The following is a 22,098-nucleotide window of genomic DNA, read 5'->3' as shown; positions in this document are numbered from 1 at the left end:
TCATGAAACGGCACCTCGTAGTTTACTCTCTCTTTTTCCTGCTCTTCTGTATACTGTCCTGCCGTAATAAGCAGGTAATCGTTACAGAAGATACCTCGGCACACGATCTGGAGCAAATCAAAGATAGTGGCGAACTCGTCGTTCTCACTCTTTACAGTTCAACATCTTATTTCATTTACCGTGGGCAAGACATGGGTTTCCAGTATGAGCTCAGTGAACAATTCGCTAAAAATTTAGGCGTAAAATTACGCATAGAGGTTGCCAAGAATGTACCGGAATTAATCCGGAAATTGCTGAATGGTGAAGGAGATCTTATCGCATATAATATTCCAATTACCAAAGAATTAAAAGACAGTCTGATTTATTGCGGTGAAGAAGTGATCACCCACCAGGTGATTGTTCAACGAAACACCGGAAAAATAAAACCACTGAAGGATGTAACCGAATTGATCGGCAAAGATATATACGTGAAACCTGGCAAATATTACGAGCGGTTGGTCAATCTGGATAAAGAGCTTGGCGGAGGTATTCATATTCATAAAGTAACTAATGACAGCATTACCGCTGAAGACCTGATAACTCAGGTTGCACAAGGTAAAATCCCCTATACAGTTGCGGATAATGATGTAGCCAAACTGAATGCTACTTATTATCCCAATCTGAATACCGGCCTTTCTATCAGTTTTGACCAACGGGCTGCATGGGCAGTGCGTAAAGATTGCCCGCAACTGGCAGAAGCAGCAAACAAATGGCATAAAGAAAATATGACCTCACCTGCGTATACAGCCAGTATGAAAAGATATTTCGAAATCAGCAAAGCAATGCCCCACTCTCCCATCTTGTCTTTAAAAGAAGGCAAAATCTCTCACTACGATAACTTATTCAAAAAATACGCCAAAGAGATAGGCTGGGACTGGCGCCTGCTGGCATCTTTAGCTTATACAGAATCCAACTTCGATACAACTGCCGTATCATGGGCAGGAGCAAAGGGATTGATGCAATTAATGCCCGCTACCGCACGTGCAATGGGAGTCCCACCGGGAAAAGAGCAAAATCCGGAAGAAAGTATCAAAGCTGCCGTAAAATATATTGCAGCCACAGACCGTAGTCTGAGTATGGTTCCAGATAAACAGGAGCGGATTAAATTTATCCTCGCTTCATATAATGCCGGATTGGGACATATTTTTGACGCTATTGCACTGGCAGATAAATATGGCAAAAATAAAACGGTATGGACCGATAATGTAGAAAATTACATCCTACTGAAAAGCAATGAAGAGTACTTCACCGATCCGGTGTGTAAAAACGGATATTTTCGTGGAATAGAAACATATAATTTTGTGAGAGATATCAATTCGAGGTACGAATCGTACAAGAAAAAAATAAAAAGCTGAAATGCTTCTAAAGTCTGCAATCAAAAAAATTGCAGACTCTTGACAACGCATTTTTATTTTTTTCCTTTTCCTGTCAGCAAACTTATAATGATAACAGCTGCCACTGACAATGGTAATGCAAACAATATAGGATCTATCATCGGAAAAGGATAGGTTTCAATCAACACATCCTTACCGAAAAGCCATCTGCATACCCCCATAGCTGCCGCTTCTTTCTGATGAAGAAAGGCTAAAGCAAATAAGCTTCCTATAGTTCCTATCCAAAGGCTTGCCATCACTCCCTGCCGGGTAGCGCGTTTCCAATATAAGGCACAAAAATATGCGGGAAGGAAAGCTGCTGCACAGATACCCATAAAAATAGAAGTTCCACGGGCAATAATATCATTGGGCAACATGTAACAGATGATATAACTAACTAATATTGAGAACAGCACTCCCAGACGAATTACATTAGTCAGTTTGCCACGTGAACGAGGCTTGTAAGTACCATAAATATCAGAACCGACCGAGGCACCCATCGTATGGAACTGTGAACTCAGTGTAGACATACTGGCAGAAAGAATGCAAAGCATGAAAAGTGCGGCAAACCAGTCCGGCATTGCTTTATTTATAAAGTATGGAATAATTTTATCCATATCTTTGACTGCTTCTGTAGCCACTACACCTTCGGTTTTAAGAAAGAAAAGATTACTTAGTGCCCCTGCATGATAAATAGCACCTACGGTGATAATCAGGAAAAAACATCCGATAAAGACTCCCCGGTTCAGTTGTTTACTACTCTCTACAGTCATAAAACGAACCACCAGTTGAGGTTGAGCAAGACAACCGATCCCAACTCCCAGAATCAAAGAAGTGACCAATGTATACCATTGAGGTGAACCGGTAACAGGCATGGCAGTCCATCCTTGATGTCCTAACGCTTTGAATTTCTCCGGAACCAAAGGAGCAATATCTGTCAGCGCCTGATTAGCTTCCGTAAAGCCCATATCCAGTACCCGATACAATGAAAAAAGCAAGAACAGCATACAGCCAAACATAATAACCGCCTGCAAAGCATCCGTATACATCACCCCCTTCATACCTCCAGCTATCACATAGGCTGCTATCACCAGGGTGAATATCAAAAGCGAGACATTAAAATCAATCTGAAAAATCTGTTCGATAAAAACTGCTCCTCCCTTCATTACCACTGCCGCATACAAAGGCATTCCAAGAAAAATAACTGCGGCCACAAACACCTGTATCCCCCGTGAACGATAATGCCTGCCCAACAATTGTGGAAATGTACTGACATTCAGTCTGGCTCCCATCCTGCGTGTCCGGAGGCCGAAAAAGATAAACGCAATCACCACCCCGATAAACATATTCAGAAAACAAAGCCACTGAATACCCATACCGAAGGCAGCAGCCACCCCACCAAAACCGACAATGGCAGAAGCAGATATGAAAGTAGCACCATAAGAAAGTGCCATGACAAATGGATTCATCTGTCGCCCCCCTACCAGATAATCACTGGCGGAAGTTGTCTTTTTATAACCTAAAAAACCAAGATAAGCCAATGATAGCAGATAAGCTATCACAATCAGTCCAAGTGTAAATGTATTCATCGTGTTTTATCTTTTTCGTCGTCTTTATTCCAATATTTAAGACCAAACCAGGCAGCAAAAAGCACACATACTACCGAAAGCAGATATGGCAAAATGATAAGATAGTCGCTTATTCCAAACATTCTTGTATTAGATTTCGATTAATATTGGTGCAAATGTAAGGAATTTATTGAAATGGAAAAACAAAAGGCAGAATTTATAAAAAAAGAAAAGGAACAAAAATAAAAAAGCCGCCTCTTTTTATCAGGGCAGCTTTCAGAAAAATCAATTTACGGTTTAATATTTCTCGTAATGAACTTTCTTCTCATCGTATTTCTGCTTAGGTTCCTGCAGAGCAGCCGGATACCCGAAAGGAATCACACATAAGGGCACTATGTTTCCCGGAAGCTCCGTATACTTGCGGACACCCCGGATGCGGTCTTCATAAGGATAAGCAGCTGTCCATACTGCACCCAATCCCTGAGCCTCAGCAGCTAACAGAATATTCTGCGCAGCAGCCGAACAATCCAGATACCAATAAGAAGAACGGGCTACATCACCACATACAACAATGGCATAACGAGCCTGAGTCAACATCTTTGCATAAGGCAATGCAGAAGCCATAGAATCGAGAGCAACCCGATCAGTGACCAGCACAAACTCCCAGGGACGAAGGTCTTTTCCTGACGGAGCAGCCATACCGGCACGTAACATCAAGTCTATTTTCTCTTTCTCTACTTCCTTATCCAGATAAGCACGTACACTCTTACGCGCAAAAATATTATCCAAAGCAGCATTGGATGTTGACGGGGCTTCTTTTGGGGAAGAAGATGAACAAGCAGTGAATGAAATCATCCAAAGCAATCCAATCGCCCATGCATAAATCACTTTCTTTGTTCCCATAGATTCTTTTTTATCAAAATAGTTTCAACCTGTTTTCTTGAGCTTCTTTCAATGAAACAGTTTCCCGCTTCATCAGACCGCTCTTATCACGGAGTACCTGATATTCACCAGACAGCTCCTGCGCCAGTTCTTCTTTCAATTTCGGACTCATCAACCGGGCAGCGACACCGGCATTCTGTGAAGCATCTTTCAGATGAACCACCGGTGCATGATATACCGGAGCAATTTTCAGTGCAGTATGTAGTTTGGATGTGGTTGCTCCACCTATTAATAATGGAATATCCAGTCCGGCTTTCTCCAACTCCATAGCCACATGCACCATCTCCTCCAACGAAGGAGTAATCAATCCACTAAGGCCTATCATATCTACCTTTTCCTCTATGGCTTTTTGAACAATCGATTCAGCCGGCACCATCACTCCCAGGTCAATGATATCATAACCGTTACAAGCCATCACAACCGAAACAATATTTTTACCGATATCATGCACATCTCCCTTCACTGTAGCCAACAGAACCTTTCCGGCAGAAGAGGTTCCTTCCACCTTTTCCGACTCTATGACCGGTTGTAAGATTGCAACGGCTTTCTTCATCGTACGGGCTGTTTTCACCACTTGCGGAAGGAACATTTTACCTTCACCGAACAACTCGCCTACATGATTCATTCCATCCATCAACGGTCCCTCAATCACATCTACCGCCTTATCATATTGAGGCAAGGCTTCTGCAAGATCTTCTTCCAGAAAATCTCCGATCCCCTTTACCAAAGCATATTGCAACCGTTCTTCTACCGTACCGTCCCGCCAGGCATCATGCTTCACCGGTTGTCCTGCCGCAGCATTACCTGCCGAAGCCTCCTTCAATTTATCAGCCAGTTCAATCAATCGTTCGGCAGCATCAGGACGCCGGTTCAATACCACATCCTCTATTCTCTCAAGCACATCCGCCGGAATATCCGTATACAGCACAGAAGTACCAGGATTTACAATCCCCATATCCATACCTTTCTGAATGGCATGATAAAGGAATACGGCATGCATGGCTTCACGAATATAATTATTTCCACGGAATGAGAATGATAAGTTACTTACTCCTCCGCTGATATGTGCTCCGGGAAGATTCTTTTTAATCCAGGCAGTTGCTTCTATAAAGTCTACCGCATAATTATTATGTTCCTCAATACCTGTTGCTACAGCCAGCACGTTCGGATCGAAAATGATATCGTGCGGGTTAAACCCAATCTTATCTACAAGTAAACGATAAGCACGTTCACAAACTTCTATTTTACGGGCAGCCGTATCAGCCTGTCCTTTTTCGTCAAAAGCCATCACTACTACAGCCGCACCATACTGACGAACTGTTTGAGCATGTTCAAGGAATTTTTCCTCTCCTTCTTTCAACGAAATGGAATTCACAATTGATTTTCCCTGGAGACACTTCAAGCCGGCCTCGATAACCTCCCATTTTGAAGAATCGATCATCACAGGGACACGAGCTATTTCAGGTTCCGAAGCCACCAGATTCAGGAAAGTTGTCATCTCTTCTTTCGCATCCAGCAGTCCGTCATCCATATTGACATCGATAATCAGCGCCCCGTCTTCCACCTGCTGCCGGGCTATAGACAATGCTTCATCGTATTTCTTTTCATTTATAAGACGGAGGAACTTACGGGAACCCGCTACATTGCAACGTTCACCAACGTTGACAAAGTTAATTTCAGGCTTTACTTCCAGCAGCTCCAATCCCGAAAGCCACATACAATCCGGCTTACGAGCCGGAACATGCGGTTTGGCACCGGCAATCAACGCGGGATATTCGGCAATATAAGCATCGGTAGTACCACAGCATCCGCCGATGATATTAATCAAACCTTCATGGATATATTCTTCTACTTCATGTGCCATATCCGCCGGGGTCTGGTCATATTTTCCCAGACTGTTAGGCAAACCTGCATTCGGATATGCACTGATATAGTAAGGAGCACGCGCGGCCAGTTGCTCCAAAAACGGCTTCAGTTGCTTTGCACCAAATGAACAGTTCAGACCGACAGAAAAAATATCGGCATGTTGTACCGAAGCCAGAAAAGCTTCCAGTGTCTGACCGGAAAGGGTACGCCCCCCTGTATCAGAAACCGTCACCGACAACATAACCGGTACTTTAAGCCCGGTTGCCTGCATAGCACGCTCCGCTGCCAGAATAGCGGCTTTTGCATTCAGCGTATCAAAAATAGTTTCTATCAACAAAGCATCTACCCCACTTTCAAGCATCGCTTCCATTTGCTGTTGATAAGCATCGGCCATTTCATCATAAGTCACGGCACGATAGGCCGGATTATTCACATCCGGAGACATGGAACATGTTTTATTGGTAGGACCAACCGAACCGGCCACAAAACGAGGTTTATCGGGATTGAGTGCCGTATATTCATCGGCAACTTCTCGTGCCAGCTTCACGGCCGTCTGATTGATTTCACGCACATACTCCTGTACATGATAATCGGCCATAGAAATTGTGGTGGAACTAAATGTATTCGTCTCAATGATATCGGCACCGGCTTCCAGATATTTACGGTGTATATCCTGAACCACGTCAGGGCGCGTGAGACAAAGTAAATCATTATTCCCTTTCAGTTGACCGGGAATATGCGCAAAGCGCTCACTGCGGAAATCCTCTTCTCTAAGATTATATTGCTGAATCATAGTACCCATAGCGCCATCCAATATAAGGATACGTTCAGGTACCAGCTGTTGAATAGTTCTTTTCATTGCTAAAGGTACAAACCTATCATCGTTTAAACATTCTGTCCATATCGCGGCGGTCGTCTTTTTCTTTCAAAGCCTCCCGCTTGTCATATTGCTTTTTACCTTTTGCCAAAGCCACAACTACTTTGGCCAGGCCTCTTTCATTAATAAACAAACGAACCGGGACAATGGTAAATCCGGCGTCTTTCGTCCCTCGTTCCAACTTATTCAGCTCCTTTTTGCTCAATAACAATTTACGGTCACGTCGGGCCGCATGGTTATTATACGAACCATAAAAATATTCGGCAATGTGCATGTTCTTCACCCACAATTCACCTTTCGCAAAATAACAAAACGTATCTACAAGACTTGCTTTTCCCAAACGGATGGACTTAATCTCCGTTCCTGTCAGCACAATACCTGCTGTATAAGTATCAATCAACTCATAGTCGAAAGTAGCACGTTTATTCTTTATATTTATAGGAGCCAGTTTCATTTTATTTTCTTAATTTAATATAGCTGTTAGCTTGTTGAACACAACTTGTATTACCGCCGGACATAGTATTAACAAAATCGACGAGAAAATGGTGTAACGCAACCGATTCTTTTCTTCCACCAGCATCACGACTCTTGCTCCTTCCCATACCACATAAACGATATAAAACTGGAGCAACCAACCGATAATACTGAAATCCGGAAGCAATCCGGTCACTATATGCAACAAAAAGGTGACAACTAATGCATAGCCTGCAAACTGCTGTGCCAAAGGGATATCATTGGACATGCCAAACATTTTTATCCCCATCTGATTGATGGCATAAGCTGCCAGAAAATAGCCTCCGAACAAAGCTACCGCCACTGCACAACACTGCGTCATGGCCAATTGGAAACTTTGCGGTCCTCCCCATCCATTGGTCCACAAAGCACCAATGAATACGGATAAACCGCATAAACCAATCATAGGATAGACAAAAACAGTAAGAACTGCCCGTCTATCCTCTAAACGAATTTCCTCCCAGGCCTTGGCCGGAGAGGAAATCAATGACATTGCTATTTGAAATAATGCTTTGTAATTCAAATTATTTAGCGGTTTTATATTCTATTTCATACGCCTTCTCTGTAGTGGAAGTATCGTCCAACTTATTGTTGTATTCATTCTGCTGTGCCACCACAATAATTTTGGCTGGTTTATCTTGTCCACTCTTCTGCTTATATTCTCTCAAAAATTCAGTGATATCATAAGCTTTAAAGCTGGAAGTACGTGTCGCACGTTCTACTATAGCAGTAGTTTCATCATTAACAGCATAACGCAAATGGAGTTTCAGTTCTGTAGCACCTGAAGTAATATCATCTGTATAACAAACCAGAGTAAAAGAATGTTTAGCGAGTTCATTCTTAATATCTTCCGGAGTACTTACATTTTTCACACGGTAAAGTACCGGCAATACAATTGTATTTTCACTAAACTGGAATGGGGCTACCGTTGAATATCCTGATGCAAAACTCAATGAACCAATTGGTGCATTAGTAGTCACATCTCCCGAACCACCGACAGCCGTAGTAGTAACTGCAGGAGCATCAATTCCAGTCGCATCTGCTAAAAGCGTAACCTTAATCTGTTTAGGATTTGTCGAGAGGTCCTGACCTTCATCAACCTGACAATAAATATAGGCCATTCTTGCACTCAAAGTAACAGGAACTGTGTTAGTGGGGATAAGTTCCGTACCGGCGGCATCTGTAAACGTAACATAACCCATTCTATCATTAACTTTCACCACACCAGCCCACTGCTGAGGACCGTTTTCTCCGGAATCCATACATGAAGTAAACATAGTACCCATCAACAGGGTTAAGGCCAACACCATTAATTTCAATTGTTTCATAAATCTATTTTTTAGAGTTTGCAAAGATATAAATTCTAATTCACAATAAGTAAATGCAGAGACTTAAAAAATACTGCATCCATCACTTAACTATTTTTGCAAACAACTCCAAATGATCGTCTACATAGCTTGCTACCAGTGCTGTAACCTCCTCCTCAATATCCAGATATTCTTCTTCAAGATCATCAAAGGCCTCATATTGCTCGTACATCGCCATAAACTCATCCTCGGTACGCTCTTTTTCCAGATCGACACGGTGCGCATCATAAATCTTCTTAGCTTTATAAACCAACTTCGAAAAATCCTCGGCTCCCCACAAACGCATCACTTTCGCAAAAGGATTATCAAAGATATAACCTCCATACCCATTCTGAATCAATTGACAAAAGCCACCAAACATGACTTCATCCCGAAAAATCTGATAGGCCAACAAAGAGTGCTGCTCTCCTGTCAACAGTGGCATTGTTTCGGCAGTAAGCTCCCCGCCAATCACTTCTTTATACTTATCTGTAAACACCTGGATAAATTCATCCATTCCCTCACCCGCAGCTTGTTGCAAGGAGGCATCCGTAACTTCTATCATTTCCACTATATATAATAAGGTAAATTCTATATTTATAAATATCAGGAAACAAAAATACGGAAATATATGGTTCAGAAAGGCTTTTTGAAGAGTTTTTTAGAAACTGTCCTATTTTTAAAGCCCATAATTAAAAATTCCCCAATTGCTTTGGGATAATCCCCTGAGTTCTTCAATGGTTCTCTTACGGGATAATTCTTCATCTTAGCGGCTGAGATGAAGCTTTATTACTTTCTCAAATAAGGTTATTTTCAATGATGCAACGACATACCAAGATATACGCCTATACAGTAGGGTATCAACCAAATGCACCACACCACAATACTGAAACGATTGAAATGTTCTTTAGCCTTTTCACTCCCTTTTACATACGTCCAGATAGCCCACATAGCGTGAACAAACATCAACAAGATAGCGATAATGCCGGTCACAGTATGTATTTCATCATGCAAATGTGTGAGTCGGGCAATATTCTCCATTAAAGCTGTTCCCACAGAATCAGCCAACAGCCCCAATAAGAAAAAGACCAGATGCCAAAATTTCAGTTTCTTCTGCAACCGCTCTCCCCACACTCCTATTGTGTAAAACACCAATGCAGAGGTTATCACACAAATGGCTGCTATTAAATAATGTATATCTACTTCATTCAAATTCATAACCAATCAATTTTTCTCAAAAGAAACAAAGAATCAGAGTAATAGTTCAACAAAATAAAGATTATCTAAAATGTCATCTCCACATTACAATCTAACGAAACTGAAATTTCTATTTTTCCTTTTCATAAAAAAGTAATAAAACCCGATTTGCAAAAACAAATAAAACGACTACCTTTGTGAGCGATTTGAGAATCGTGACTACGTATTTTTAATTATATCACTAAAAAAAAGAGCTAATTATGACTTATTCACACGAAGTGGAACACATGTGTGTTGTAAAGAAGGGTCCTAACCATGGACCGGCTCCCATACCCGAAGAAGGAAAATGGGTAAAATCAAAAGAAATTGTTGATATTTCAGGTCTGACACACGGTGTGGGTTGGTGTGCTCCTCAGCAGGGTGCATGTAAGCTGACTCTGAACGTAAAAGAAGGTATCATCCAGGAAGCTCTGGTTGAAACTATCGGCTGTTCAGGTATGACTCACTCAGCTGCTATGGCTGCTGAAATCCTCCCGGGAAAAACTATCCTCGAAGCATTGAACACAGACTTAGTTTGTGATGCCATCAACACTGCTATGCGCGAACTCTTCCTGCAGATCGTTTACGGACGTACTCAGTCAGCTTTCTCAGAAGGTGGTCTGATCATCGGTGCAGGTCTGGAAGACTTGGGTAAAGGTCTGCGTAGCCAGGTAGGTACATTGTACGGTACTTTGGCTAAAGGTCCTCGTTACCTTGAAATGGCAGAAGGTTACATCAAGACAATTGCTCTTGACAAAAACGATGAAATCTGCGGATACGAATTCGTCCACATGGGTAAATTCATGGACGAAATCAAGAAGGGTACTGATGCGAATGAAGCATTGAAGAAGGTTACCGGTACTTACGGACGCTTCACTGCAGAACAGGGAGCTGTTAAACACATTGATCCACGTCACGAATAATATAAGGAGGAAAAGAAATTATGATTAGAGAAGTAAAATTTGAAAGTCAGGACCGCCGTATCAAAGGCATCATCGAAGCCTTGAACGCTAACGGTATCAAAGACATCGAAGAAGCTAACGCTATCTGCGAAGCTGCTGGAGTTGATCCTTATAAAACGTGTGAAGAAACTCAACCGATCTGTTTTGAAAATGCTAAGTGGGCTTACGTAGTAGGTGCTGCTATCGCTATCAAGAAAGGTTGCAAAAATGCAGCTGACGCTGCCGAAGCTATCGGCATCGGTCTGCAGGCATTCTGTATCCCGGGTTCTGTAGCCGACGACCGTAAGGTTGGTATCGGTCATGGTAACCTGGCTGCTATGTTGTTGCGTGAAGAAACTAAATGTTTCGCTTTCCTGGCAGGTCACGAATCTTTCGCTGCTGCCGAAGGTGCTATCAAAATCGCTGCAAAAGCAGACAAAGTACGTAAAGAACCTCTGCGTTGTATCTTGAACGGTCTTGGAAAAGACGCTGCTCAGATCATCTCTCGTATCAACGGCTTTACTTATGTTCAGACACAGTTTGACTATTTCACAGGCGAACTGAAAGTAGTACGTGAAATTGCTTACTCTGACGGTCCTCGTGCAAAAGTAAAATGCTATGGTGCAGATGATGTACGTGAAGGTGTAGCCATCATGTGGAAAGAAGGCGTGGACGTATCTATCACAGGTAACTCTACTAACCCGACTCGTTTCCAGCACCCGGTTGCAGGTACTTACAAGAAAGAACGTGTATTGGCCGGTAAGCCATACTTCTCAGTAGCTTCAGGTGGTGGTACAGGTCGTACTCTTCACCCGGACAACATGGCTGCTGGTCCTGCTTCATACGGTATGACAGATACTATGGGTCGTATGCACTCAGACGCTCAGTTCGCCGGTTCATCCTCAGTTCCTGCTCACGTAGAAATGATGGGATTCCTGGGAATTGGTAACAACCCGATGGTAGGATGTACAGTAGCTTGTGCAGTTGACGTAGCTCAGGCTTTGGCAAAGTAATTTAAGCCATTCTATATTGACAAACTCCTGCAGTCATATGATTGCAGGAGTTTTTTATTGTATAAATCAGAATAGATTATTTCTTCCTTTTTAAACAAAAAACACCTCTCCTTTTCTCTATCATTTCCCTAATTCTATTTTCAGTATTATAACTTATCCTAATCTCACTACGAAAATCAATGCATTTAGATTACAAAATATAGAATAAGTCTTTCTTTTCTGTATATTTGCGCCCGGTATTTTAGATGCAATTCCGAAAAGTCGTAAGTTTTCGGAGTCATTTTATACTTCCCCCACTTAAGAACTTACTTATTTAGACAAAGTTAATGAAACAAATCAATGCAGTAATTACAGGAGTTGGAGGATATGTACCCGATTACATCCTGACTAATGATGAGATATCCAGAATTGTAGATACCACCGATGAATGGATCATGGGGCGTATCGGCATCAAGGAAAGACGTATTCTGAATGAAGAAGGTCTTGGCACTTCATACATGGCACGTAAGGCTGTGAAGCAATTGATGCAACGTACAAAAAGCCATCCGGATGACATCGATCTGGTAATTGTCGCTACAACCACTCCCGATTATCGGCTTCCTTCAACAGCTTCCATTCTGTGTGAAAGAGTGGGATTAAAAAATGCATTCGCCTTTGATATGCAGGCAGTATGCAGTGGTTTCTTATATGCTCTGGAGACCGGAGCCAACTTTATCCGTTCGGGAAGATACAAAAAGGTCATCATAGTTGGTGCCGATAAGATGTCATCGGTGATAGATTACACCGATCGCGCCACCTGTCCTATTTTTGGTGATGGTGCAGCAGCTTTTTTACTGGAACCTACTACGGATCATTTAGGCATTATAGATTCTGTTTTAAGAACAGACGGCAAAGGACTCCCTTTTTTACATATGAAAGCCGGCGGCTCCGTATGTTCTCCTTCTTATTTTACGATAGACAATCACATGCACTATCTCTATCAGGAAGGCCGTACAGTATTCAAATATGCTGTAGCCAATATGTCAGATGCTTGTGAATCGATTATCGAAAGAAATCAGCTAACGAAAGACCAAATCGACTGGGTTATTCCCCACCAAGCCAATCAGCGCATTATCAATGCTGTCGCCCAACGCCTGGATATGCCATTAGAAAAAGTCATGATCAATATCGAACGCTATGGCAACACCAGTGCCGGCACACTTCCATTATGTATATGGGATTTCGAAGATAAGCTCAAAAAAGGTGATAATTTGATCTTTACCGCTTTCGGAGCCGGATTTGCCTGGGGAGCCGTCTACGTGAAATGGGGATATGACGGAAATAAATAACGCCACCAGTACACAAGCTTAGCCACAGAAAGTCATAATCACGCCACCATCAACATCAGATAGCTTTTTAAAGCAAAATAGCCAAAAGTGCTTTTTGGCAAATACAAAGGAACCTTATGCCGCTTTTTTTTGTTATTTGCTGATAATTAAATGCATTAAGATGATGGAAAATGGCGTAATGATGCAGTATTTTGAATGGAATCTGCCTAACGATGGAAAGTTGTGGAAACAATTAAAAGAAGACGCATCACATCTACATAAAATCGGTGTGACAGCAGTTTGGATTCCGCCTGCTTATAAAGCCGACGAGCAACAAGATGAAGGTTATGCAACCTATGACTTGTATGATCTTGGCGAGTTCGAACAAAAAGGAACCGTAAGAACGAAGTATGGCACAAAAGATGAATTGAAAGAAGCGATCGACGAGTTACATAAAAACCATATTTCAGTATACCTGGATGTAGTACTCAACCATAAAGCCGGAGGTGATTTCACTGAAAAATTTATGGTTGTAGAAGTCGATCCCCATGACAGAACCCAAGGATTGGGAAAGCCATTCGAGATACAAAGCTGGACCGGATATAGTTTCCATGGACGTAAGGATAAATATTCTGATTTCAAATGGCATTGGTATCATTTCTCCGGAACCGGTTTTGACGATGCCAAAAAGCGGAGCGGCATCTTCCAGATACAAGGAGAAGGCAAAGCATGGAGCGAGGGTGTAGATAGCGAAAATGGAAACTATGATTTCCTGTTATGTAACGACATCGACCTGGATCATCCGGAAGTAATTGCCGAACTGAATCGCTGGGGAAAATGGGTTTCCAAAGAACTGAACCTTGACGGAATGCGTTTGGATGCCATCAAGCACATGAAGGATAAGTTCATCGCACAATTTCTGGATGCGGTAAGGAGTGAAAGAGGAAACAACTTTTACGCTGTAGGTGAATACTGGAACGGAGATCTGAAAACACTCGATGCATACATAGAATCTGTGGGCCATAAAGTCAACTTATTTGATGTTCCGTTACATTACAATATGTTTCAGGCTTCACAAGAAGGCAAAAATTATGATTTGCAGAATATCTTGAAGGGCACATTGGTCGAACATCATTGCGATTTAGCAGTCACCTTTGTCGACAATCACGATTCACAATTGGGCAGTTCGTTAGAATCACAAATAGAGGACTGGTTCAAGCCACTGGCCTATGGTTTGATATTATTGATGAAAAACGGTTATCCCTGCCTGTTCTATGGAGACTATTATGGTGTAAAAGGCGAAAAGTCTCCCCATGCCCCGATCATTGATATTTTACTGAATGCAAGGCGAAAATATGCCTACGGTGATCAGATCGAATATTTCGACCATCCTTCTACCATTGGTTTCATCCGTATGGGAGATAAAGAACATACTGGCTCCGGTCTGGTCTTCTTAATGTCAAATGATGAAGCCGGTAGCAAAATGATGAAGCCGGGTGAGGAACATAAAGGTGAAGTATGGCATGAAATCACCGGAAGCATTCCCGAAGAGGTCACTTTAGATGAGAAAGGAAACGGAAAATTCTCTGTTAATGCCCGTAATATTGCCGTTTGGATAAAGAAAAATTAAAATGGAAATTCATTCGGAGAGAAAGAAAAAGCTTAGTTTACCCCTACTGTTCAAAATAATAAAAGATACAGTTTGGGGATTTATAGACGACAGCGTTATGAGGCTGAGCGCTTCATTGGCTTATGCGACATTGTTTTCAATTATCCCTTTTCTTTCTCTCCTGGTCACTGTCGGAGTCTTTTTCCATATGGATTTGGCCAACCAGCTTTATGTCCAGTTACAGCCCATTGTAGGACCGGAAATTACCGGAGCACTTCGCTCCATTATAGAAAATGCAGAACATACAGATTCTTCCAGATCTGCTGCCATTGTCAGCTTAGGCATTTCTATTTTCGGTGCTACCACCATCTTTGCAGAGATACAAAGTTCATTGAACACAATTTGGGGAATAAAAGCTGTTCCTAAAAAAAGCTGGCTCAAGTTTATCAAAAACAGAATACTCTCTTTTTCCATAATACTTGTATTTGCTTTCATCCTTCTGGTTACATTTACCATCACCAGCATCATCGGAGAATTGAGTAAAAAGTTTATGGTTAATTATCCCGAAATAGCCGGGTCATTGGTTCAGGTAGTAGGAATCATTATAAATATAGGTGTAACGGCCATCATTTTCACATTGATTTTCAAAATATTGCCCGATGCCAAAATAAAAAGCAGAGATGTTTTTATTGGAGCGATTGTGACCACATTACTGCTACTGGTAGGTCAATGGGGAATCTCATTTTATATAGGGATTGCAAACGTAGGAACCGTTTACGGAGCAGCAGCATTCATGGTCGTTTTCGTTACGTGGATTTATTATTCTTCCATCATCATATATACAGGCGCAGAGTTCACCAAAGCATGGGCAAACGAAATGGGTGGTAAGATTTTTCCCGATGAATATGCGGTAGCCACCAAAACCATAGAAATACACGAAAACAAACCAATCGGATTGGATGATTGAGAACAGGGATTACTTCTCCTGCAATGACTTACTCTCAGCCTCACGACATGTTTTCGTATACTGTTTCAGATGCTTTCTCATCTGCCCGAAGCGGACAAAGCCTAAAAAGAATAAAATGATCCCGGCCATAATACACACCCACGCCAGCCCATGCAGACGTGAGATACTTTCAACTTGAAAGATCCCTACTCCTACAGTCAGGAGATAAAGTGCCATGCGGATATATGCAAACAAGGTTCTTTCATTGGCCAACTTTGTTCTTTCAAGTGCCAAATGATCACGGAGTATCAACTCTTTATCATTCTCAAAGTTATCGGTAAATGTCAACATAGATATTGAGGAAATTGTGTTCTATACGTTTTTCTTTAAAAACAAAGATAGAAAAGAATAGTTCCCCAAAACAGAATCTCAATTAACAAAAACACCACTGATAGCCTCTCCAATTCCAACCAATCTACTGCATATTAAAAATCATTTTCTGTTATATTTTTCATAACTGATTAATTAGATTTATGTAAATAGAAAAATCTCTTCATAAATAGAAGATATAACATACCCAACAGTAAGATAATCCCTAATAAATAATAATATCCATGCTCTCGTAATACCAGATATCCTACCACAACCATGGCTTGCACGAACATATAAGTCAATGATACAGTTACATGAGAAATCTTCAATTCATTAGCCATAATCTGATACAAATGTTTCCGGTGAGGCAAACCAATATTTTCATGTAGTAACAACCGGTGTACGATCGTCAACACACTATCCACCCCGTACACAACAAGCAATACAAGCCAGCTGAAATCTTTCGTTTGAAGAATCAAACTCCCAATCAGGAACAGGACTACAAAAGCTATACTAACCGAACCCACATCACCGGCGAAGCATTTCGCTCTCTTACGGAAATTAAAGAAATCAAACACCAACACAGAACAAATCATCGTATAAATAAAATTCTGTTCTGTGAAGGAGATCACTTCCGCATTTACATATGCCAAAGAAACCAGGATAACCAATGAATACCCGCCGGTAATGCCGTTAATGCCATCCATAAAGTTATAGGCATTGATAATCCCCGTACAGACGATCAGAGCGACAAGCAACGTCCACCAAGGTAAACTGAACAATCCCCATTGATAGAACATCAGGGCCATTGCCGTAAAATGGAAGACTAAACGCAAACCCTGTGAAGTAGAACGGATATCATCTACAAAACTGATAAAAGTGATCAAGGTCAAAGCCAGTATAAACCAAGGGTATTCAAACTGATTCGTCAGGAAAAAAGTCAATGCACCCAAATAGAAAATGATTCCTCCACCTCTCAGAGTAATACGGGTATGTGAACTCCGCTCGTTTGGCCTGTCAATAATATTACATTTATCAGCAATACGGAAATAAAAAAGTTCTGCCAAAAATAGCAGAACTAAGATTAGCAGATAATACATAAGTTATTTAGTTTCTTCAAATGAACGAATGGTCTTCATTAATCCTTCTTTAGCAGTGACAGGTAATTTATCAATACCTAAAGCTGCTTTGATCTTAGCATTACTTACCACATAATTCTCCGTCAGTTTACGAAGCCTTTCGGTATTCAAAGGCAAGTGGAGTAAAGTGCCCAATCCGGCACAAGCTTCCATAAAACGCTTATTCATCTTCCAGATACGAGGTTGTTTTTCCATTGCCTCGCACATGATGGCAATCAATTCATTTGTTGACAAAGCTTCATCATCCCCCATGTGATAAATACCCGTAGGTACATCCTGATTCAAAAGCCCCTCAATCACATAACAAAGGTTATCGATTGAAGTAAACGAACGACGATTATCAAAATCGCCAAGAGGCCAAGGGATTCCTTTTTTCACTACATTATATAATAAATTCAGATTCCCTTTATTTCCCGGTCCGTGAATCATGCAGGGACGAAGAATATACACCTGTTTCTCTGTTGTTGAGTATTCTAAATGCTCCTTTATATATTCTTCAGCCTTGATCTTACTCTCTCCATAAGGCCCAACAGGAGCCGGAATCACATCCTCAGTAAGCATATCTCCCACTACACTATCAGCCGCAGCTTTTACTGAACTAAAAAATATGAATTTCTTCGCAGAAGACTCCAAAAAGAAATCAAATATCTTTTGAGTCAGGCCGGTATTAATATCAAAATAAGACTGAGCAACTGATTGGTTTTTCGTATCATGAGCCTTTCCGGCAAGATGAATGATTGCATCAAACTGGGGAAGAGTTTGAAAAGGAAAAGATGTGGGTTCGATATCTCGCCAAGAAAATGTTTGGCTCACTCCATCTCTACAAGGAAAGATAATATCAAGTCCATATAATGTATGTTTATCTCTCAAGGCCCTGATAAAATTAGAACCTATAAATCCATGGATTCCTGTAATCAGTATATTCATTCTTTTATCAATAACAGTTCAAAAACCTTCACAGCATATTTTAAACATAAAAGTGGCAAACAAGTCCAAATTCCATTCTCCCTACATGCCCTGACAATCTCCTTATTCAGTAAAATATTACTTTTTACAGATGCTGTACTGGTGCCTCCCGTACGCATTTTCATAAAATCAAATGGTAAATATTTACTTTTCAATTGACGTACATACAAGAAGCGGATAAGAAGCTCATAATCAGCAGCTATCTTATAATCTGTTTTATAATAGCCAAACTCCTCAAAATACTTTCGATAAGTAAAGAAAGTCGGATGCGCAGGCATAAAACCATACCGGAACAAATGTGGGGCAAAGTTCTTAGAAGAATAATAACGCACTGTTTTATCCAAATTTTTAGGGTTCACAAAACGCACATCCCCATAAACGACTTGTGTATCTGTATTATCAAAAGCCTCTACCACTTTAGTTATGACATCATTCCTGTGATAAAAATCATCTGAATTAATTATACCGACAATATCCCCAGTAGCCATGTGGATACCTTTATTCATGGCATCATAAAGTCCATTATCCTTTTCACTGATCCATTTTAGCCGACCTTGAAATAGAGGCTCATACTTTTTTATAATTTCAATAGTATTATCCTGAGATGAACCATCTACTATTATATACTCAATGTTAGTAAAATGTTGTGAAATAACAGACTGAATAGTATCACAAAGAGTCCTGTCACTATTGAAAGTAACAGTTATAAGAGAAATTTTCATTAACTACAAAAGCTCCTGATAAAGAGCAGCATATTCTTTATATTTATCTTCTTTTCTAAAATTTTCCAAGATATATGAACGGCAATTATTTCCATAATACTGTTTTCCCACCAATTTTAACTGCTGTATAGCTTTTAAAGCTCTATCAATATTATGAGGGGCAATTACAAATCCCGTTTTTTCTGTCACTATTTCAGGACAGGCTGTCGAATCATAAACCAATGCAGGTGTTCCGCAAGCCATACTTTCAGCCGTAGTCAACCCAAAGGTCTCTTCCATTGAAAAATTCACAAATAAATCAGCAGATGAGTACAGTTCTACCAACTCGCTTATATTTTCTGTTTTCTTAAGTCCGATTATATTAGAAGGTAATTTAGAAATTTGTTTCTGATCCAAGCCTACCAGTATTATTCTATCATCAGATGAAAGATATTTTGCAAGCTTAATAAAATCAGATAAACCTTTACGAGCATTCCAAACTGTTGCTACTCCCAATATCAGGAATTTATTTTCTATATTATATTTTAATTTTGCTCCAACACCTACAGGACGAAATACATCCGTATCAACTCCATTATAAATAACTCTTACAGGATATTTAGCAAGGAAAGAATGCTCTACTTCATTTGCCAGCCACCGTGAAACAGTGACAATAGTTAAATTTTCGAGAGAAGTAAAACTTTGTTTTTTGAGCTGATAGTTTTTTCTAGAGTGGTCATAAAATAATGAAGCGGGATAGTCTTGAAGATTAGGGCAAGCATAACACCCTTGTTCCCATTTGTTACAGTCAATATTAGAATAATAAGCGCAATGTCCAGTATATGCCCAACAGTCGTGTAATGTCCAAACAACAGGAATATCAGATTTTGATAAAAAATCAAACAATAGTGGATAATTTAAATAATAACCATGAATATTATGTAAATGTATTAGATCTGGCTTTATCTCCTTTATTTTTAATATCAATCGTTTAGTTGCGCATATAGATCCTAATCCATGCATGTCAAACAACTTAGATATTAAATAATGAGAATAAATTGCACACCTATTTCCAATCTTATACAAGTATGTTTTACTTGGATTTCCCCAACGTCCATATGCTGTATAGCAAGTCCATTTATCATTTATTACAGCTTCCGCAATACCTTCAGCAATACGTCCAGTAGAGCCGGAATTGGCAACAACATTAATTTGAAAAAGGGTTGACATTATTAAAGCTCTATATTCAAAATTATTTCTTGCACCATTTATTATTAGAACCCCAAAAACAAATCGTATTTACAACTTTAAGAGAAATCAACTTTGTCATATCTAAAAGTTAGTACTCAATTTAGAGCAATACTAAATTCTAATTGATTCATCAATTATTAACATAATATCAATCCTATATTAGTTAGCGTTCAGAAAGTTTCAATATTTACAAATATTTAGTCAAAGGGATATTAATAATAAATTTCAATTACAAACATATCCAAGTAGTATCTATTTGAAGGATTCTTTCAGATATTAAATCACAAGGATACCCAGCATATAGCAGGTAGATATGATGGTTATCTACTACATTGATCACCTCAATACATATACACGTTGTATCCATCCGACTGCAATACTTTTATACGGCTTTCTGGGATGTTAACTTCCGTTTTATATATGACCATACTTTTTGCTTAGTCAACACATCAACTCCAATCCAATATATTGATAATAGAATTATTATAACAGTTACAATTCCTATGAAAAAGAAATGCATAATATTAGTAACATCCATTACATTATATAAAAAAATAGGTATAGGTAAAGCGACAGCTGTGACTAATAAGCACGGTTTGAAAACGCCCAAAATATCCTTCCAATAATACCCTGCTATTTTTACTACCAATATAGGCTTTATTACTAAACCCAATGTAGCATAGGTCAGCAAGCTAGCCCATGAAAGAGCTACCGGAGAATACCCCGCTTTAAATAAAAAATAGACTATGGGAAAACTTATTAAACCCAAAGTAGGGGATATTAAAGCATTTTCTTTTAACTGTCCTTTAGCATATAATGCTGTATAAAAAGAAGTGTCAAAAACCTGAAATAAGCTCTGAATGACTATAAGTTGAAGAAATATAACAGTATAATCCGGCACAACCCCCAACCATATTTTTAATAAAGGATAGGCTAAGAGACAAACTGGAAAACAGATAATAAACATCAAATAATAGGAATACTTAGTAGATACCAGTAGCAATTGCTTAGATCCCATTAAATCACCTGTGGCCAATCTCTTAACTATCTGCGGATTAGCAGCTGTACGAAAATTATCTACAAGTTGACCGGCTGCCATGTTCACTTGGATGGAAATAGCCCGTGCGGCGACAACAGCGGGTTCAAAAAACATATTCAGCAAAATTAAAATCCCTTGACTATTGAGGGCGATCGAACCACTGGCAAACAAACTCCACCCTGAAAAGCCAGCAATTTCCTTGAATATAGCTTTATCAAATACAAAATGATATATCGTTTCTTTAAAATGCCGACTACAATAAAAACGATAGATACAAATAATCCCTACCTGGACAATAAATAACAAAGAGGCATACAATTTCAATTTATCATAATCACCAATAGATAACAGATAAACTATCCCCAATTTGGCAGAAACTTCCAGAACACTCATATAGGCAAAAACTGACATCTTTTCATGCGCAATAATACTTGCATTATAAGGTACCTGTGTTAATGTAAACACAGCTGTTAGTATGGATATATGGAAAACATAGACTGCCGCCTCCATTCGGTCCGCTGGTATTACTAACTTATTATAAAGAAACCATATACCCAACGTTTCTCCAATTATAACGACCAAAAAAGCAATCACTGCATGAATCGTCATTGTTGTGGAAAATGTTCTCTTTAATTTTTCAAGATCACCCGTTCCAAGTTCATAAGTTAAGAAACGGGATGAACCGGTACTTAACGCACTATTAATAAAAGATAAAAAGCCAACAATGCCACCTACGGACTGATAAATACCATAATTTCCAATCCCTAAAGTTTGCAGTATTACACGTGAAGTATATAATGATACTATCATTGTAAACATCATACGAAAATACAGGAATGCAGTATTCTTTGCGATGGTTTTGTTTGAAGATGGTCCAGGCATTAATTTTATTAATTTATTTTCCGATTACCTAATAAAACTGAGAAGCATTTATTTCCAATATAAGAACGGCTATTGAAGTGACAATTTCAGAAGAAGATACAATAAGTGTTAATCAAAATCTTCCGAGGAGCAGCATCTGTTTGATAACGGAATAAAAATTCACTTATATTCA

The 22,098-nt window shown here is 39.9% G+C and carries 21 protein-coding genes; 6 read left to right on the top strand and 15 right to left on the bottom strand.

Going from position 1 to position 22,098, the window contains the following annotated elements; all coding sequences use genetic code 11:
• The first annotated feature begins 2 nt into the window (after positions 1 to 2).
• Positions 3 to 1,394 (top strand): transglycosylase SLT domain-containing protein, encoded by a 1,392-nt coding sequence (locus tag KO473_RS11080; RefSeq protein ID WP_005780346.1) that lies wholly within the window; start codon positions 3 to 5, stop codon positions 1,392 to 1,394.
• A gap of 53 nt (positions 1,395 to 1,447) precedes the next feature.
• On the opposite strand, the gene KO473_RS11075 is transcribed toward KO473_RS11080, so the two are convergent.
• From KO473_RS11075 to KO473_RS11040, 9 genes are all read right to left on the bottom strand, one after another.
• Positions 1,448 to 3,001, bottom strand: coding sequence for a sodium:solute symporter (locus tag KO473_RS11075; RefSeq protein ID WP_005780348.1), 1,554 nt, complete (start codon positions 2,999 to 3,001; stop codon positions 1,448 to 1,450).
• Complete coding sequence (locus tag KO473_RS23790; protein ID WP_005821041.1) at positions 2,998 to 3,123, bottom strand: symporter small accessory protein; 126 nt, start codon at positions 3,121 to 3,123, stop codon at positions 2,998 to 3,000. The genes KO473_RS11075 and KO473_RS23790 overlap by 4 nt, the downstream gene beginning before the upstream one ends.
• A gap of 154 nt (positions 3,124 to 3,277) precedes the next feature.
• Positions 3,278 to 3,883 (bottom strand): nitroreductase family protein, encoded by a 606-nt coding sequence (locus KO473_RS11070; RefSeq protein ID WP_122130637.1) that lies wholly within the window; start codon positions 3,881 to 3,883, stop codon positions 3,278 to 3,280.
• A gap of 13 nt (positions 3,884 to 3,896) precedes the next feature.
• Positions 3,897 to 6,647, bottom strand: a complete 2,751-nt coding sequence (gene metH / locus KO473_RS11065) for a methionine synthase (RefSeq protein ID WP_005821045.1) — start codon at positions 6,645 to 6,647, stop codon at positions 3,897 to 3,899.
• Between the two features lie 19 nt (positions 6,648 to 6,666).
• The gene (gene smpB, locus KO473_RS11060; protein ID WP_005780358.1) at positions 6,667 to 7,119 is read right to left on the bottom strand and encodes an SsrA-binding protein; all 453 of its coding nucleotides are present in this window, start codon (positions 7,117 to 7,119) and stop codon (positions 6,667 to 6,669) included.
• Positions 7,120 to 7,128: 9 nt separating this feature from the next.
• The gene (locus KO473_RS11055) at positions 7,129 to 7,671 is read right to left on the bottom strand and encodes a Yip1 family protein (RefSeq protein ID WP_005780359.1); all 543 of its coding nucleotides are present in this window, start codon (positions 7,669 to 7,671) and stop codon (positions 7,129 to 7,131) included.
• Positions 7,672 to 7,702: 31 nt separating this feature from the next.
• Positions 7,703 to 8,506 (bottom strand): hypothetical protein, encoded by an 804-nt coding sequence (locus KO473_RS11050; RefSeq protein WP_005780360.1) that lies wholly within the window; start codon positions 8,504 to 8,506, stop codon positions 7,703 to 7,705.
• Positions 8,507 to 8,588: 82 nt separating this feature from the next.
• Positions 8,589 to 9,089 carry a DMP19 family protein gene (locus KO473_RS11045; RefSeq protein WP_005821047.1) on the bottom strand — a complete coding sequence of 167 codons (501 nt, stop codon included), beginning with the start codon at positions 9,087 to 9,089 and terminating at the stop codon, positions 8,589 to 8,591.
• Positions 9,090 to 9,337: 248 nt separating this feature from the next.
• Positions 9,338 to 9,742 (bottom strand): HsmA family protein, encoded by a 405-nt coding sequence (locus KO473_RS11040; RefSeq protein ID WP_005780362.1) that lies wholly within the window; start codon positions 9,740 to 9,742, stop codon positions 9,338 to 9,340.
• Between the two features lie 239 nt (positions 9,743 to 9,981).
• Here KO473_RS11040 and KO473_RS11035 point away from each other — a divergent pair, with 239 nt between their 5' ends.
• The 5 genes from KO473_RS11035 (at position 9,982) to KO473_RS11015 (ending at position 15,597) form a co-directional block, all read left to right on the top strand.
• Positions 9,982 to 10,683 (top strand): iron-sulfur cluster assembly scaffold protein, encoded by a 702-nt coding sequence (locus KO473_RS11035; RefSeq protein WP_005780363.1) that lies wholly within the window; start codon positions 9,982 to 9,984, stop codon positions 10,681 to 10,683.
• Between the two features lie 20 nt (positions 10,684 to 10,703).
• Complete coding sequence (locus KO473_RS11030; RefSeq protein ID WP_005780364.1) at positions 10,704 to 11,714, top strand: GGGtGRT protein; 1,011 nt, start codon at positions 10,704 to 10,706, stop codon at positions 11,712 to 11,714.
• A gap of 326 nt (positions 11,715 to 12,040) precedes the next feature.
• The gene (locus KO473_RS11025) at positions 12,041 to 13,042 is read left to right on the top strand and encodes a beta-ketoacyl-ACP synthase III (protein ID WP_005807475.1); all 1,002 of its coding nucleotides are present in this window, start codon (positions 12,041 to 12,043) and stop codon (positions 13,040 to 13,042) included.
• Positions 13,043 to 13,205: 163 nt separating this feature from the next.
• Positions 13,206 to 14,651, top strand: coding sequence for an alpha-amylase (locus KO473_RS11020; protein ID WP_005821048.1), 1,446 nt, complete (start codon positions 13,206 to 13,208; stop codon positions 14,649 to 14,651).
• A gap of 1 nt (position 14,652) precedes the next feature.
• The gene (locus KO473_RS11015) at positions 14,653 to 15,597 is read left to right on the top strand and encodes a YihY/virulence factor BrkB family protein (protein ID WP_005821049.1); all 945 of its coding nucleotides are present in this window, start codon (positions 14,653 to 14,655) and stop codon (positions 15,595 to 15,597) included.
• Between the two features lie 9 nt (positions 15,598 to 15,606).
• Here the strand turns inward: KO473_RS11015 and KO473_RS11010 are convergent, their stop codons facing one another.
• The 6 genes from KO473_RS11010 to KO473_RS10985 all read right to left on the bottom strand — a co-directional run bounded on the left by KO473_RS11010 (position 15,607) and on the right by KO473_RS10985 (position 21,926).
• Positions 15,607 to 15,927: a DUF202 domain-containing protein gene (locus tag KO473_RS11010; RefSeq protein WP_005821050.1), complete on the bottom strand. Its 321-nt coding sequence runs from the start codon at positions 15,925 to 15,927 to the stop codon at positions 15,607 to 15,609.
• Positions 15,928 to 16,097: 170 nt separating this feature from the next.
• On the bottom strand, positions 16,098 to 17,048 hold the full coding sequence (locus tag KO473_RS11005) for a glycosyltransferase family 4 protein (RefSeq protein WP_005821051.1): 951 nt from the start codon (positions 17,046 to 17,048) through the stop codon (positions 16,098 to 16,100).
• A gap of 3 nt (positions 17,049 to 17,051) precedes the next feature.
• Positions 17,052 to 18,014 carry an NAD-dependent epimerase/dehydratase family protein gene (locus KO473_RS11000; protein ID WP_005821053.1) on the bottom strand — a complete coding sequence of 321 codons (963 nt, stop codon included), beginning with the start codon at positions 18,012 to 18,014 and terminating at the stop codon, positions 17,052 to 17,054.
• The gene (locus KO473_RS10995; protein WP_005781527.1) at positions 18,011 to 18,775 is read right to left on the bottom strand and encodes a glycosyltransferase family 2 protein; all 765 of its coding nucleotides are present in this window, start codon (positions 18,773 to 18,775) and stop codon (positions 18,011 to 18,013) included. Before KO473_RS10995 ends, KO473_RS11000 begins: the two co-directional genes overlap by 4 nt.
• A 3-nt stretch (positions 18,776 to 18,778) precedes the next feature.
• Entirely contained in the window at positions 18,779 to 19,984 is a 1,206-nt protein-coding gene (locus tag KO473_RS10990) for a glycosyltransferase (RefSeq protein WP_005821055.1), read from the bottom strand.
• Positions 19,985 to 20,387: 403 nt separating this feature from the next.
• The gene (locus tag KO473_RS10985; protein ID WP_005781532.1) at positions 20,388 to 21,926 is read right to left on the bottom strand and encodes a hypothetical protein; all 1,539 of its coding nucleotides are present in this window, start codon (positions 21,924 to 21,926) and stop codon (positions 20,388 to 20,390) included.
• Positions 21,927 to 22,098: the final 172 nt, after the last annotated feature.

This window comes from Bacteroides sp. HF-4919 (assembly GCF_018860125.1).
This window is presented reverse-complemented; position numbering and strand designations above follow the sequence as displayed.

Bases quoted from the DNA above. Each gene is read 5' to 3' on its own strand.
- KO473_RS11035 (WP_005780363.1), top strand. From the start codon at position 9,982: ATGACTTATTCACACGAAGTGGAACACATGTGTGTTGTAAAGAAGGGT.
- metH (WP_005821045.1), bottom strand. From the start codon at position 6,647: ATGAAAAGAACTATTCAACAGCTGGTACCTGAACGTATCCTTATATTG.
- KO473_RS11030 (WP_005780364.1), top strand. From the start codon at position 10,704: ATGATTAGAGAAGTAAAATTTGAAAGTCAGGACCGCCGTATCAAAGGC.
- smpB (WP_005780358.1), bottom strand. From the start codon at position 7,119: ATGAAACTGGCTCCTATAAATATAAAGAATAAACGTGCTACTTTCGAC.
- KO473_RS11050 (WP_005780360.1), bottom strand. From the start codon at position 8,506: ATGAAACAATTGAAATTAATGGTGTTGGCCTTAACCCTGTTGATGGGT.
- KO473_RS11055 (WP_005780359.1), bottom strand. From the start codon at position 7,671: ATGTCATTGATTTCCTCTCCGGCCAAGGCCTGGGAGGAAATTCGTTTA.
- KO473_RS10990 (WP_005821055.1), bottom strand. From the start codon at position 19,984: ATGTCAACCCTTTTTCAAATTAATGTTGTTGCCAATTCCGGCTCTACT.
- KO473_RS23790 (WP_005821041.1), bottom strand. From the start codon at position 3,123: ATGTTTGGAATAAGCGACTATCTTATCATTTTGCCATATCTGCTTTCG.
- KO473_RS11080 (WP_005780346.1), top strand. From the start codon at position 3: ATGAAACGGCACCTCGTAGTTTACTCTCTCTTTTTCCTGCTCTTCTGT.
- KO473_RS11070 (WP_122130637.1), bottom strand. From the start codon at position 3,883: ATGGGAACAAAGAAAGTGATTTATGCATGGGCGATTGGATTGCTTTGG.
- KO473_RS11015 (WP_005821049.1), top strand. From the start codon at position 14,653: ATGGAAATTCATTCGGAGAGAAAGAAAAAGCTTAGTTTACCCCTACTG.
- KO473_RS10995 (WP_005781527.1), bottom strand. From the start codon at position 18,775: ATGAAAATTTCTCTTATAACTGTTACTTTCAATAGTGACAGGACTCTT.
- KO473_RS11045 (WP_005821047.1), bottom strand. From the start codon at position 9,089: ATGATAGAAGTTACGGATGCCTCCTTGCAACAAGCTGCGGGTGAGGGA.
- KO473_RS11010 (WP_005821050.1), bottom strand. From the start codon at position 15,927: ATGTTGACATTTACCGATAACTTTGAGAATGATAAAGAGTTGATACTC.
- KO473_RS11025 (WP_005807475.1), top strand. From the start codon at position 12,041: ATGAAACAAATCAATGCAGTAATTACAGGAGTTGGAGGATATGTACCC.
- KO473_RS11000 (WP_005821053.1), bottom strand. From the start codon at position 18,014: ATGAATATACTGATTACAGGAATCCATGGATTTATAGGTTCTAATTTT.
- KO473_RS10985 (WP_005781532.1), bottom strand. From the start codon at position 21,926: ATGCCTGGACCATCTTCAAACAAAACCATCGCAAAGAATACTGCATTC.
- KO473_RS11020 (WP_005821048.1), top strand. From the start codon at position 13,206: ATGGAAAATGGCGTAATGATGCAGTATTTTGAATGGAATCTGCCTAAC.
- KO473_RS11075 (WP_005780348.1), bottom strand. From the start codon at position 3,001: ATGAATACATTTACACTTGGACTGATTGTGATAGCTTATCTGCTATCA.
- KO473_RS11040 (WP_005780362.1), bottom strand. From the start codon at position 9,742: ATGAATTTGAATGAAGTAGATATACATTATTTAATAGCAGCCATTTGT.
- KO473_RS11005 (WP_005821051.1), bottom strand. From the start codon at position 17,048: ATGTATTATCTGCTAATCTTAGTTCTGCTATTTTTGGCAGAACTTTTT.